Here is a 12,606-nt window from a genome sequence, read left to right as displayed (position 1 = left end):
ACAACAAAAACAATCGGACACCCACGGGCAGTCCGCCTGGAGACACATCATGAGCCTTAATGTACTGGAGGCGGGCGCGAGCCCGTCCGTTAGCCACGACGAAGAAAAAGCCCTGGTCAGCAAAGTCGCCTGGCGCCTGATGCCGTTGATCATGGTTTGCTACTTGTTCGCGTTTTTCGACCGCATCAACATCAGCTTCGCCAAGTTCCAGCTGCAGACCGACCTGAGCCTGAGCGACACCGCTTACGGCCTCGGCGCCGGGTTGTTCGTGGTCGGTTACGTGATCTTCGAAGTGCCGAGCAACATGATGCTCTACAAGGTCGGCGCCCGGCGCTGGATCGCCCGGATCATGATGTCCTGGGGCCTAGCCACCGCGGCCATGGTCTTCGTCAATAGCGAATGGCAGTTCTACGCGCTGCGCTTTGTGATTGGCGCGATGGAGGCCGGTTTTGCGCCGGGTGTCCTGTATTACTTGACGCTGTGGTTCCCGCAGCACTATCGCGGACGCATCACTTCGATGTTGTTTCTGTCGTCGGCGTTTGCCGGCCTGGTCGGCGCACCGTTCTCCGGGCTGGTGTTGCAACACCTCGACGGTTTTATGGATATGCGCGGCTGGCATTGGCTGTTCCTGCTGGGCGGCGTGCCCTGCATCGGCCTTGGCTTGCTGGTGCTGACCTTGCTCAAGGACCGCATCGAAGACGCGCATTGGCTGACGCCGTCGGAGAAAGCCCTGCTGGCCAGCCGCATTGCGCACCATGAACCGCACAAGAGTGGCGGCTCGTTGCTCGCCGCGCTGCGGATTCCGGGCTTCCTGACGCTCGGGCTGATCTACTTCCTGATTCAGGTGGCGTCCTACGGCTTGAACTTCTGGGCCCCGCAACTGATTCGCAGCGCCGGCACCGAGAGCCCGGTAATGATCGGTTTGCTGACCGCCATCCCTTACATCTGCGGCGCCATCAGCATGGTGGTGATCGGGCGGTTGTCCGACTCGACCGGTGAGCGACGCAAGTTTGTCGCAGGCTTAGTCGCGGTGGGCGCGGTAGGGTTCTTCTGTGCGGGGATCTTCGCTAACCACACGACCTTCCTGATTGTCGCGCTGGGCTTGCTCGGTGCCGGGATCATCGCGTCCATCCCGAGCTTCTGGACCCTGCCGCCCAAACTGCTGGCGGGTGCTGGCGCAGGGGCTGCGGGCGGGATCGCAGTGATCAACACCCTTGGCCAGTTCGGCGGCATCGTCAGCCCGGTGATGGTGGGGCGGATCAAAGACCTGACCGGCAGCACCACGCCAGCGCTGTATGTCATCGGCGTCGCTGCGCTGATCGCCGTGGCGCTGTTGATGTGGGGGCTGCCGCAGAAGCTGCGCACGCTCGACAAGTACTGAAAACAAGAGTTAAAGGATCGCAGGCTGCCCCAGCCCCTACATGGACCACGCATCCCTGTAGGAGCTGGCGCAGCCTGCGATCTTTTGATTTTCAAGACATCGCCATACTTGCCTCTGCCTGCGAAGCACCTTAAGCGAACAGCATTGCTGTTGAGCATTTTGGCTTTGAAAACTTTGCATCAGCTGATAATCGTCACCCATTTGCTTACAACCGCTTTCATTTCTTTGGGGCTTGCGAAATCACCGCTATCCGCTTCACTCAGCGCTTGCTGCTTTTACGTTCCAGATGGCGTTGGTTCAGAACTTACCCGTGAGGAAATAAAATTGCTAACAGGCCTCAACCACCTGACCCTCGCCGTCACCGACTTGAACCGCAGCGTGGCGTTCTATCGCGATCTGCTGCAACTTCAGCTTGAAACCACGTGGGACACCGGCGCCTATCTCTCGCTGCCGGGCCTGTGGTTGTGCCTTTCCCTTGATCCGCTGCGCAACTCCAAGCCCGCCGCCGATTACACCCATTACGCCTTCAGCATCAGCGCAACAGACTTCCCGCTCTTCGTCGAACGCCTGCGATCCGCCGACGTCCAGGAATGGCGCGACAATCGCAGCGAAGGCGCATCCTTCTATTTCCTCGACCCGGACGGGCACAAGCTCGAAGCCCATGTTGGCGATCTGGCATCACGACTGACGGCCTGTCGACAGCGGCCTTATGCCGGGATGAAGTTCTTCGACGATCAGTCAGTCGGGTCTCGGGGACCTGAGATAGACTTGCGTGCATTCACCCCGGCTCAACAGGACCTCCAATGACCCCATCGCTGCTAATGGCTGTTCTCGCCTCTGGCTTTGTCTACGGCATCACGCCGGGGCCGGGTGTGTTGGCGGTGTTCGGCATCGGTGCGGCGCGTGGCCGGAGGGCAGGGGCGGGGTTTCTCTGCGGGCATCTGCTGGGGGATGTGGTCTGGTGCAGCACCGCGCTGATCGCGATTGTCGGTGCGCGGGAAATCGGCAGCACCGCGTTCGATGTGTTGGGCGTGTTCAGCGGGCTGTACCTGTTCTGGCTCGGTCTGCGCGCGGTTCGCGCTCGTCGCAGCAGTGTCGAAGCCCATCAAGGCCCGGCGCGGCAGCCGTTCTGGCACGGCATTCTGTTTGGCCTGACCAATCCGAAGGCTTACCCGGTGGCGGTAGCGACTTTTACGGCGCTGCTGTCCAGCCGTGCCGAATTGCTGCACTGGTCGATGCTGCCGTGGCTGATTGTCCTGAGTTTCGTTGGCGGCCTCATGGCCTACGCTATCCTCATTGGCATTGTTGGTGCGCGGCAGGTGCGCACCGTGTACCAGCGCCATGAGCTGTTGATCACCCGGCTGTGTGGGGTGATGTTTATCGGTTTCGCCATCAACGCCCTGGCGCATGCATTGCCGGGGCTGGTGACGAACAAGGCGTGAGGCTGATCGCAAGGAGGCGTCAGTTGTACTGATGGGGCAAGGAGGGTTCTTTATTGCTGCATTGGCCGGACACGCTCACCGCACTATGGCAACCAGAAATTCCGCGCCGTTGGCGAGCTTCATCGATCTCTTGCTGGATGCCGTTTGTGCGGTCGACAGACAAGGTCGCTTCGTATTTGTCAGCGCGGCCTGCGAGCGTATTTTCGGTTATACCCCCGAAGAGCTGATCGGCCAGCCGATGATCGATCTGGTACATCCCGCCGATCGTCAGCGCACCCTCGACGCCGCGCGGGAGATCATGGGCGGCGAACCCAAGCTCAATTTCGAAAACCGCTACCTGCGCAAGGATGGCCGAGTGGCGCACATCCTCTGGTCGGCACGCTGGTCGGAGGTCGACCAATTGCGCATCGCCGTGGCGCGCGACATCACCGAGCGCAAGCAGGCTGAATCCCGGCAAGCGGCGTTGTATGCGATCTCCGAAGCGGCCCACGCGGCGGAAGATTTACTGGCGCTGTTCAAGCGCATCCATTTGATCATCGGGGAATGGCTGCCGGCGCTGAATTTTTCCGTGGCGCTGTATGACGAACATTGTGCACAGCTGAATTTCCCCTATCACGTTGACGACCTGGAGCTGCAACCCGAGCAGCCGGGAACGATCACCGGGCGCCTCTGCACTGAAGTGATTCGCAGTGGTCAGCCGATTCTGCTGACCCCGGATCAGGACAATCCACCGACGGGGTTTGAGGCGCTTGTCGCGGGCCAGCATTCACCTTGCTGGCTGGGTGTGCCATTGAACTCGCAAAATGGCACCATCGGCGCGCTGATCGTCAAAAGCGTACCGGGTGGCGAGCGCTATACCGAGCAGGACAAGGAACTGCTGCAGTACGTTTGCGCCCAGATCGCCACAGCGATCGAGCGCAAGCAATTGCATGCCCGTCTGCAGCGCATGGCCCAGTACGATCCACTGACTCAACTGGCCAACCGCGAGTTACTCCGTGACCGGCTCAAAGCCTCGTTGACGCTGGCCCGGGCCGACTCCGGCCGAATGGCACTGCTGTACGTCGACCTCGACCGCTTCAAGCAAGTCAACGACACCTACGGCCATGCGGTCGGCGACATGCTGCTGCAAGCGGTCGCCAATCGGCTCAAAGGCTGCGTGCGCGAAACTGACACGGTGGCGCGCATTGGCGGTGACGAGTTTGTGGTGTTGTTGCACAGCATCCACGCGTCGGAAGACGCCAACAACGTGGCGGGAAAAATCCATCAGGTCCTGGCTCAACCGCTGCGCCTGGATGGGCACAGCGTGAACATCCAGCCGAGTATCGGCGTCGCTCAATATCCCGAGCACGGCACCGAGGAAAAGCAGTTGTTCAGGCATGCCGATGAGGCCATGTATGCCGCCAAGCGCCAACATCATCAGTGCCTCGGGGCCTGAAAAATTTGCCACCGTTCGTCGCGGCGATTTCAACTTTTCTAAACCTTTGCGGTGATCGAAATTCTGATCCTATGCGGGCTCCTGCTCGCCGCGATCATCACCAAGAGGTAGAGAATCATGCCTAATTCAAGAAACTCGAACTCGGGAAACACCCCCAGCGATCGAACGAAGGCGTCTGAAGCCGGTCGCAAAGGTGGGAAAACTACCACCACGACTGTCGATAAAGAGCCTGCGAAACCCGATATGGGCCGCAAAGGTGGTCAGAAGTCGAAGTAGTGGTGTAGGTAGTTTTGATTGAGAGGCGGGAGCGTAAGCTCCCGTTTGAATTTTTTACGAGGAGGGCGCGACCATGAGCCGGATGGCCACCCGATTACGCAATGCCAGTTTTGCTACGTTACTGGGCCTGTGTGCCAGCAGTGCCTTTGCCCAGTCCCCCGCCGAATTCATCAACGATGCGTCGGCCAAAGGCATGGCCGATATCGAAGCCAGCCGCCTGGCGCACCAGAAAACCGAATCCAAAGAGGTCAAGGACTACACCATCGTTGTTATCAACGACCGCACCACCGCCAACCAGCATCTGGCGAAAATCGCCAAGCAACTGGATTTACCGGTGGCCCCGCGCGAAGAAGTAGTCGATAAAGCCAAAGCCTTGATGCCGGACGTGAAGGACGGCGCGAGCTTCGACCAGGCCTACGCGGCCAGTCAGGTGAAAACCACCCAGGAAGCCATCGAGCAGCTTCAACAGGAAGCGCAGACCACCGACGTGCCTGAAATCAAAGCGTTCGCCGAAGAAACACTGCCCAAACTGCAGAACCATCTGCAAATGGCCAAGGCGCTGCAAGCCAGTCGCTAGCCATCGGAGTGCGCGGGTGGCCTCGGGCCACCCGCGACTTCCCGATCAGCATTCATTCAAATCCGGTTTGCCTTTTTCCTCGACGACGGTCCCGTCCACGGAAATCGTTTCGCCCTCACCAAGTTGCCGATACTGCTTTCTCAGCGCTTCCAACTGCTTGAGGTCCAGCGCCTCGAGCCCCAGCATCGCGTTCTGCGCATCCTTCGTCACCCGCAGCAACTCATCGACCTTCAAGTGCAAAATGTCCGTGTCGCGGTTCTGGGTGTTCTGGATCAGGAACACCATCAGGAACGTGATGATGGTGGTCGACGTATTGATGATCAGCTGCCAGGTGTCGTTGAAGTGAAAAATCGGCCCACTCAGCCCCCACAGAAAAATCAGAATGATCGCCCCCATGAACGTCTTGGGGCTGCCCGCCCACAGGGCAAGTTTCTGAGCGACTTTTGCGAATTTCATTGCCGTGTTCCTTCTAGGAATGCGCCTGATTTTCAGACAGCAACGGCGTGATGAAAATTCTGATTAAATTCTGCATTCGATGAAAAGCCGGTAGCTCGTATCTCGTTAGGTCGGAGGAGCTGCCGAAGGCAGAATTCGTCGGAGCGCCCCAGCCTCTGATGCTGCCTTCAGATCTTGACGCCTCCTTCTCCGCATGCTAACGGGTGCTATACTTCTTTCGGATTGCATGAAGTGTGCAACGTTCCCCACGGGTACAGATACCGACTGCAAATCTCAGTTAAAGGCTGCAGGACAGAGGAGGTCTACAGCAAACGCGGGATGGGAGGTGTGGCATGAATCGACACTATTACATCAGCAACAATCTCGACGATCTTGAAGCCGTTGAAAATGAACTGGAAGCCAGCGGCATCAATTCCGAACAAATTCATGTGCTCAGTGAACACGTTGCCGATGTTGAACAACATCACCTTCACGAGGTTAACTCGTTAATGGAACAGGATGTTGTCCACTCTGGCGAAATTGGTGCAGTGATCGGTGTGCCACTCGCGGCGCTGGTTCTAGGCGGCGCCTATTGGCTGGGCTGGACCGAATCCGTCGCAGGCTGGATGCCTTTTATCTTTCTTGCCGTTGTTGTATTTGGCTTCTGCATCTGGGAAGGCGGTTTTTTTGGTATCCAGGTACCAAACACTCACTTTCGCAGTTTTAAACAGGTGGTAGCAGAGGGAAAACATATTTTCTTCGTAGATGTCGAGCCGAATCAGGAGTCGGTATTGGACGGGGTTATCGAACATCATCCAATGCTGGAGATCGCCGGTACGGGAACGGCAGCCCCCCACTGGACAGTAGCCTGGCAGCACAAATGGCATCAGTTCAAACGAGTGATATCGGGTTAGCCCCTGGAGACTGAAGGCCATCCGGACGCTGCTTATTGGCCGAAGGAAATGACCCGGCTGAGGAAAACATAGTCTGCCTCGGTGGCCATCAGTCCGACGAGCACCAGCAAACACAAAGGTGGCACCAATATGGCGTAGACCATGGCCAACCGCTCCCAGGCCATATGCATGAAGATGGAGACAATTAAACCTGCCTTCAACAACATGAAAGTGATAATCAGGGACCACCGAAGGTAACCATGGAAGTGGAAATAGTCGACAAGGTACGACAGCGTGCTGAGGACGAATAACAGCCCCCAAATTTTAAGGTACAAACTGATTGGATGTTGCTGACCCTGAGCATGTGCCATCACCTGTGCTCCTCTACCATAAATAGAAGAAAGCAAAAATAAACACCCACACCAAATCCACGAAGTGCCAGTAAAGCCCGGCTATCTCGACGTTCTGATAGTTTCCGGAGCGCTCATAATCTCCCCGCAATACTTTCCGCGCCACAATGCTGAGGTAGATGGCGCCGATTGACACATGCAGTCCGTGGAAACCGGTAATCATGAAAAAGCTGGCACCAAATTGCGCCGCCCCCATGGGGTTCCCCCAGGGACGCACCCCTTCTGCGATGAGCTTGCTCCATTCAAATGCCTGCATGCTGACGAACGTCACACCCAAGGCAGCGGTCGCCAGCATCAGGGCAGTGGTTTTCGCGCGATCACGGCGATAGGCGAAATTAACGGCCATGGCCATGGTGCCGCTGCTACTGATCAGCACAAAGGTCATGATGGCGATCAGAATAAGTGGGATTTCTCTACCGCCGATCGTCAATGCGAACACTTCACTGGGGTTCGGCCAAGCGGTGGTGATGGTCATGCGTACCGACATGTAGCCGGTTAAAAAACAGGTGAATATAAAAGTATCGCTGAGCAGGAATATCCACATCATCGCCTTGCCCCAAGGGACCTGCTTGAAGGCCTCTCTATCCGAGGACCAGTCGCTGGCGATGCCCTGCCATCCCGGTGCAGGCGGTGAGTCTGGTGGATTGGATGAACTGGTCTCGCCTGGGGCTTGTGGGTGCGATGCCATGGCTTTTCACCTCAGGCCGCAGAATCTGGCGATCGCTTCATAGGTGTCTGGCGTGCTGGCCAGCAAAGCGAATAGCACGAACCAAAGACCCAGTAAGTAGTGCCAATAGGTGGTACAGAGCTCTACGCTGACGCTGAGTTGCGGCAACGGCACGCGATGCAGGAATTTAGCAACGATTATGCCCCAGGCTATCAGCCCGCCCAGCAGGTGGAGCCCATGCATGCCGGTCAACAGGTAGAAGAAACTGTTGGCCGGGTTGCTGGCGACAAAGTAGCCCCAGGCGACAAACTGCTGCCAGACCCAGAGTTGCCCCACAAGAAAGGCAATGGCAAATACGCCGCCCAATGCAAAGCCAATAACCGTTGCGCCCAGTCGCGCCTGTCGGGCGGCCATGCGCGAGCACTGCAGTGCGATGCAACTGAGTACCAGAAAAGCCGAATTCAGCCATAACTGCCAGAGATTGGCTAACGGCGCCAAGGGCTCTGTCAGGGGCAGCCAGTCGGCCATTTGTGAACGGGCAATAAAGGCGATCAGGAAGAGAAAGAATAACGAACTCACCACGGCCAGAAACAAGCGCAGGCCCATTCTTGCGATTTGGCCTCTATTGGCACCCTCGGTGGACTGAGCATCCCCAGGATCGCGACTCCAACTGCCGCCAGGGTCAGCGTCGTCCGCGTTTCTCAATAGCAGTCTGTTCATGTTTTAACGTCCGCTATCTTGGTTCCGGCACTCAGTTGCCGCATGTGCTCCAGCTCCTCGGCGGAGACCGTTTGCGGAACGAAATCCTGTTCTATCCCCGGCACACTGTAGTCATAGGCCCAGCGATGCACGACCGGCAGCTTCGCTCCCCAGTTACCGTGTATCGGCGGGGTGTTCGGCGTTTGCCATTCCAGACTGGCCGCGCCCCAGGGATTACTGCCTGCGGGCTTGCCCTTAAATGCACTCCAGGCCAGGTTGAACAGGAACAGCAGCTGGGAAACGCCAACGGTCAATGCGATCACCGTAATGAAGGCGTTCAAATCTTGCGCCGACTGCGGGATGAAGGCGTAGTTTTCATAGGCGTAGTAGCGGCGTGGCATGCCCTGGAAACCCAGGTAGTGCATGGGGAAGAAGATGGCGTAGGTGCCCAGAAAGGTAATCCAGAAATGCAGCTTGCCCAGGGTGTCGTTTAACATGCGCCCGGTTACTTTCGGGAACCAATGATAAATGCCGCCGAACACCACCAGTACCGGTGCGACCCCCATGACCATATGAAAATGGGCTACGACGAAATAGGTGTCCGAGAGCGGGATATCTACGATCACATTGCCGAGAAACAACCCGGTCAGACCGCCGACCAGGAAGGTGACGATAAAGGCCAGGGCAAACAGCATCGGCACGGTCAGATGGATGTCGCCCCGCCACAGGGTCAGCACCCAGTTGTAGACTTTCAGTGCGGTCGGTACCGCGATGATCAAGGTGGTGGTCGCGAAGAAAAAGCCAAAGTACGGGTTCATTCCGCTGACATACATATGGTGTGCCCAGACCACAAAGCTGAGTACGCCAATCGCAATAATGGCCCACACCATCATTCGGTAGCCGAAGATATTTTTACGCGCATGCGTGCTGATCAAGTCGGAGACCAAACCAAACGCCGGGAGCGCAACGATGTAGACCTCCGGGTGGCCGAAGAACCAGAACAGGTGCTGGAATAATATTGGGCTGCCACCCTGGTGATCGAGCTGCTGCCCCAGCGAGACCATCGCCGGCATAAAGAAGCTGGTGCCCAACAGCTTGTCAAACAGCATCATGACCGCACTGACGAACAACGCCGGGAAAGCCAACAAGGCCATAATCGAGGCCATGAAAATTCCCCATACGGAGAGCGGCATGCGAAACAATGTCATGCCGTGCGTGCGCGCCTGCAATACCGTGGTTACATAGTTCAACCCGCCCATGGTGGCTGCGACAATGAAAATCGCCAGTGAGACGAGCATCAGGACAATGCCCCACTCGACCCCCGGTGTCCCCTGAGAAATGGACTGTGGCGGATAGAGCGTCCAGCCCGCACCAGTGGGCCCGCCAGGGACAAAGAAACTGGAGAGCAACACGAGTACCGCTAGCAGGTAGAACCAGTAACTCAGCATGTTGACATAGGGGAAGACCATGTCGCGGGCGCCCACCATCAGCGGGATCAGATAGTTGCCGAAGCCACCCAGGAACAAGGCCGTCAGCAAGTAAATGACCATGATCATGCCGTGCATGGTCATCGCCTGATAGTAAGTACTGGCGTCCATGAACGCCAAAGCGCCGGGGAAGCCAATCTGAATGCGCATCAAGCCGGACAACACCACGGCGATAACGCCCACGAATAAAGCCGTCAAGGAATATTGAATGGCGATGACCTTGTGGTCCTGACTCCAGATATATTTGGTCAGGAAACTTTTGGGTTCGTGCAGTGCTTCTGTTTCGGCTTGCTCCGCATAGGCCATCACGTCATCCTCCTGTCGAAGTTTCGGTGCATTCCTGGCTGCTTTACGGCTACTTCCCTGGCTCCGCCTTGCTCGCATCAGCGTCGGCATTCGCTTTGGATTTGATAAAAGCGATCAGTGCGTTCAACTCCTTATCACTCGGAGTAAAGGCTGGCATGACGGCTGCGTAGCCTTTGACGATTTTGGCGCCGGGATTAAGAACCGAATCCTTTATATAGCCCTCATCGGCCTTGATACTCGTACCGTCGGCAAGGGGTTCTGTCTTGCCATACAGGCCCTGCCAGCTGGGGCCGACGCCCTTACTGCCATCGACACTGTGGCAGGCCAGACAGCCGAGCGACTGAGCCAGCCGCTGTCCCTGCGCCGCCAAGTCATCACCTGGGCCCGACGCTTCGCTGGCAGAAGGTTCATTGTCTTGCTGCGCGGCACCCAGTGATTTGATCAGGGCGACGAGTGCGCCCAGTTCATCGTCATTGAGAGTATAGGCCACCATTACCGGCGGGTAGCCCTGTACTAATCGGGCCTTCGGATCGAGGATCGACTCTTTCAGGTGGGCCTCATCGACCTGCACACTGGTGCCATCGGCAAGCTGTTCAGTGCGGCCGTACAGCCCCTTCCATCCCGGGCCGAGACTGGCGCTGCCATCCTGGCTATGGCAGGCACTGCAGCCGAGCTTTTCGACCAACTGGCGACCTTTTTCCAGCACGCTGTCCCGACTGGGCTTGGCCGCTGTCGTTAATGTCTGCGCAAAAGTCGGTTGGCTGTTCAGCCATTGATCGAAGGCGTCCTGTTCTTCCACGATCATATGGCCGCGCATGTTGTAATGACCCACGCCACAATATTCAGCGCAAAGGACTTCATAATTCCCGGTTTTAGTCGGTGTAAACCAAAAGTACGACACCATCCCAGGCACCATATCCATCTTGCTGCGCATTTGTGGTACATAGAAATCGTGCAGCACATCTTTAGAGCGTAGTAAAACTTTCACTGGCTGATCGAGCGGAAGGCGAACTTCATTGTTTTTTATAAGCACATCGTCTTGCCCAACAGGATCCTTGGGGTCAAGGCCGAAGGGATTGGTGGAGTCAACAAACTTAATATCCGACTTGCCCAGCTTTCCGTCCCTGCCGGGAAAACGAAAGGCCCACTGCCACTGCTGGGCGACCACTTCAAGTTCATAAGCATTTTTCGGCACCTGGATGAAATCACTGTAAACAACCAGACCTGGCGCCAACATCGCGGCAATACCTACCGAGGTCACGATAATCAGCCATGTTTCCAACTTTTTACTTTCTGGCTGGTAGTGCGCCCTGGCACCCTCCTTGTGACGATAACGCATCACGGCTACTGCCATAAATACCGTGACGGCGATGAAAAATATTCCACTAATGATCAGGGTGATGAATAGGGTGGTGTCTATGGACCCCCAGTTGGAAGCTGCCGGTGCCGCATGCCAAGGCGCTAAGATATGGAACAGCACTGATGCAATAACGATTAGTACAAGAATAATTGCCATTGCCATTTTGCTTTCATCCTATTCCTGTTACTCATCGGTATGCATAAGCATCGCCACAGAACAACATCGTCAAATCAATACTAATCTGACGCCAAAACAGGCTAGACAAATACCACCTATCTTCGTGGCAAAGTCCGCAGGAAGTATAGTTCATGGCCAGAACAAGCGCTTTTCCTGAAAAGCCTTGTTGTCTGGATATTCCAACTTCAGCATCAACTTGATCACTTGAAACCTATTCGCTATATATAACTGTAAATATTCAGCAACACCTCTCGCCTGGACGACACGTCGAGCAAGCGAGGCCCGGTTGCCAGCTATAATTAAAGTCTGTTTACGCAAGGCAACGATCGGCTAAAAGCGCCCGCGAAGATCCTTGCCTATGCATAGCGGTCAGACAAGTGACGGCCAAGAGCGATAGCGTCCAGCCGTCCACAACGGAGATTTCGTCATGAGTGCCTTGACGATCGAAGGCTGGTGCAAAGTCAACGGACAACAAAAGTCGACCCCGATGGGTGAAATCCATTTTTACGTCGATGGCCCCCTCCATAAGGGTCTGGAGGACGCTGAAGAACGCCTGCAGAGGACTCATGAGCGTGAAGCCATGGTCGATGTCGACATGGACACACTGGAGTTGAAATTGCCAGAGGGATACGACCCTTTGTCCGACTGCCAAATGCGCGTCTATATACACAACGAGCGCGGTCAGTTCCATTTGGTCGGGCATCGAGCGAGTGATGGAAGCTTGATCTATAGCAACGCGGTTTTGATTGATCAGCTGATTGATGCTTGAGTAGCTACTACGTGATTCTCGACATCGGTTTTTCCCTATGGGGGGAGTGTGCGGTGCTGAAAATTCACCTTTTAAACAGAATCAACGTAGCTGCGTCATTTGCGCCACCAATGGGTTAGGACTCAGGTTCGATTCCCTTCATCCGCGCCACTGAGTCTCACGTCATGATGGTTTTGACGGGGACGCAGAAACCAAAAAACCGGCCCTTGAGGCCAATGCCGGTCAGTTAAGCCGTAACGCGATCTGTAGCAGCTGGCGAAGCCTGCGTTCGGCTGCGAAGCAGTCGTGAAAT

At 56.3% G+C, this 12,606-nt stretch carries 14 protein-coding genes; 8 read left to right on the top strand and 6 right to left on the bottom strand.

Going from position 1 to position 12,606, the window contains the following annotated elements; all coding sequences use genetic code 11:
* Positions 1-49: 49 nt before the first annotated feature.
* The 6 genes from ACYZTW_RS26320 to ACYZTW_RS26295 all read left to right on the top strand — a co-directional run bounded on the left by ACYZTW_RS26320 (position 50) and on the right by ACYZTW_RS26295 (position 5,111).
* The gene (locus tag ACYZTW_RS26320; RefSeq protein WP_462002420.1) at positions 50-1,381 is read left to right on the top strand and encodes an MFS transporter; all 1,332 of its coding nucleotides are present in this window, start codon (positions 50-52) and stop codon (positions 1,379-1,381) included.
* 324 nt (positions 1,382-1,705) lie between these two features.
* On the top strand, positions 1,706-2,188 hold the full coding sequence (gene fos / locus ACYZTW_RS26315) for a fosfomycin resistance glutathione transferase (RefSeq protein ID WP_462002419.1): 483 nt from the start codon (positions 1,706-1,708) through the stop codon (positions 2,186-2,188).
* Positions 2,185-2,823 (top strand): LysE family translocator, encoded by a 639-nt coding sequence (locus ACYZTW_RS26310; protein WP_462002418.1) that lies wholly within the window; start codon positions 2,185-2,187, stop codon positions 2,821-2,823. Before fos ends, ACYZTW_RS26310 begins: the two co-directional genes overlap by 4 nt.
* A gap of 85 nt (positions 2,824-2,908) precedes the next feature.
* Complete coding sequence (locus tag ACYZTW_RS26305; RefSeq protein ID WP_462002417.1) at positions 2,909-4,258, top strand: sensor domain-containing protein; 1,350 nt, start codon at positions 2,909-2,911, stop codon at positions 4,256-4,258.
* A 117-nt stretch (positions 4,259-4,375) separates the two neighbouring features.
* Positions 4,376-4,534: a stress protein gene (locus tag ACYZTW_RS26300; RefSeq protein WP_462002416.1), complete on the top strand. Its 159-nt coding sequence runs from the start codon at positions 4,376-4,378 to the stop codon at positions 4,532-4,534.
* Between the two features lie 73 nt (positions 4,535-4,607).
* Positions 4,608-5,111 carry a DUF4142 domain-containing protein gene (locus tag ACYZTW_RS26295; RefSeq protein WP_462002415.1) on the top strand — a complete coding sequence of 168 codons (504 nt, stop codon included), beginning with the start codon at positions 4,608-4,610 and terminating at the stop codon, positions 5,109-5,111.
* A gap of 45 nt (positions 5,112-5,156) precedes the next feature.
* On the opposite strand, the gene ACYZTW_RS26290 is transcribed toward ACYZTW_RS26295, so the two are convergent.
* The gene (locus ACYZTW_RS26290) at positions 5,157-5,567 is read right to left on the bottom strand and encodes a low affinity iron permease family protein (protein WP_462002414.1); all 411 of its coding nucleotides are present in this window, start codon (positions 5,565-5,567) and stop codon (positions 5,157-5,159) included.
* Between the two features lie 332 nt (positions 5,568-5,899).
* On the opposite strand from ACYZTW_RS26290, the gene ACYZTW_RS26285 reads away from it, so the two are divergent.
* Positions 5,900-6,460: a magnesium transporter gene (locus tag ACYZTW_RS26285; RefSeq protein WP_462002413.1), complete on the top strand. Its 561-nt coding sequence runs from the start codon at positions 5,900-5,902 to the stop codon at positions 6,458-6,460.
* Between the two features lie 32 nt (positions 6,461-6,492).
* On the opposite strand, the gene ACYZTW_RS26280 is transcribed toward ACYZTW_RS26285, so the two are convergent.
* The 5 genes from ACYZTW_RS26280 to ACYZTW_RS26260 are packed head-to-tail and all read right to left on the bottom strand — an operon-like array spanning position 6,493 to position 11,530.
* Positions 6,493-6,810, bottom strand: a complete 318-nt coding sequence (locus ACYZTW_RS26280; RefSeq protein ID WP_008074510.1) for a cytochrome C oxidase subunit IV family protein — start codon at positions 6,808-6,810, stop codon at positions 6,493-6,495.
* A gap of 13 nt (positions 6,811-6,823) precedes the next feature.
* Entirely contained in the window at positions 6,824-7,537 is a 714-nt protein-coding gene (locus ACYZTW_RS26275) for a heme-copper oxidase subunit III family protein (protein ID WP_462002412.1), read from the bottom strand.
* Between the two features lie 6 nt (positions 7,538-7,543).
* Positions 7,544-8,236 (bottom strand): cytochrome c oxidase subunit 3, encoded by a 693-nt coding sequence (locus tag ACYZTW_RS26270; protein ID WP_462002411.1) that lies wholly within the window; start codon positions 8,234-8,236, stop codon positions 7,544-7,546.
* Positions 8,233-10,008, bottom strand: a complete 1,776-nt coding sequence (gene ctaD, locus ACYZTW_RS26265; RefSeq protein WP_462005841.1) for a cytochrome c oxidase subunit I — start codon at positions 10,006-10,008, stop codon at positions 8,233-8,235. Before ctaD ends, ACYZTW_RS26270 begins: the two co-directional genes overlap by 4 nt.
* A gap of 49 nt (positions 10,009-10,057) precedes the next feature.
* Positions 10,058-11,530 carry a c-type cytochrome gene (locus ACYZTW_RS26260; RefSeq protein ID WP_462002410.1) on the bottom strand — a complete coding sequence of 491 codons (1,473 nt, stop codon included), beginning with the start codon at positions 11,528-11,530 and terminating at the stop codon, positions 10,058-10,060.
* A gap of 442 nt (positions 11,531-11,972) precedes the next feature.
* Here ACYZTW_RS26260 and ACYZTW_RS26255 point away from each other — a divergent pair, with 442 nt between their 5' ends.
* A complete protein-coding gene (locus tag ACYZTW_RS26255; RefSeq protein WP_462002409.1) occupies positions 11,973-12,314 on the top strand; it encodes a hypothetical protein in 342 nt (113 codons plus the stop codon).
* Positions 12,315-12,606: the final 292 nt, after the last annotated feature.

It is taken from the genome of Pseudomonas sp. LB3P25 (genome assembly GCF_054897985.1).
The sequence above is the reverse complement of the archived record's forward strand: the minus strand, read 5'-3'. Positions and strand labels throughout refer to the sequence as shown.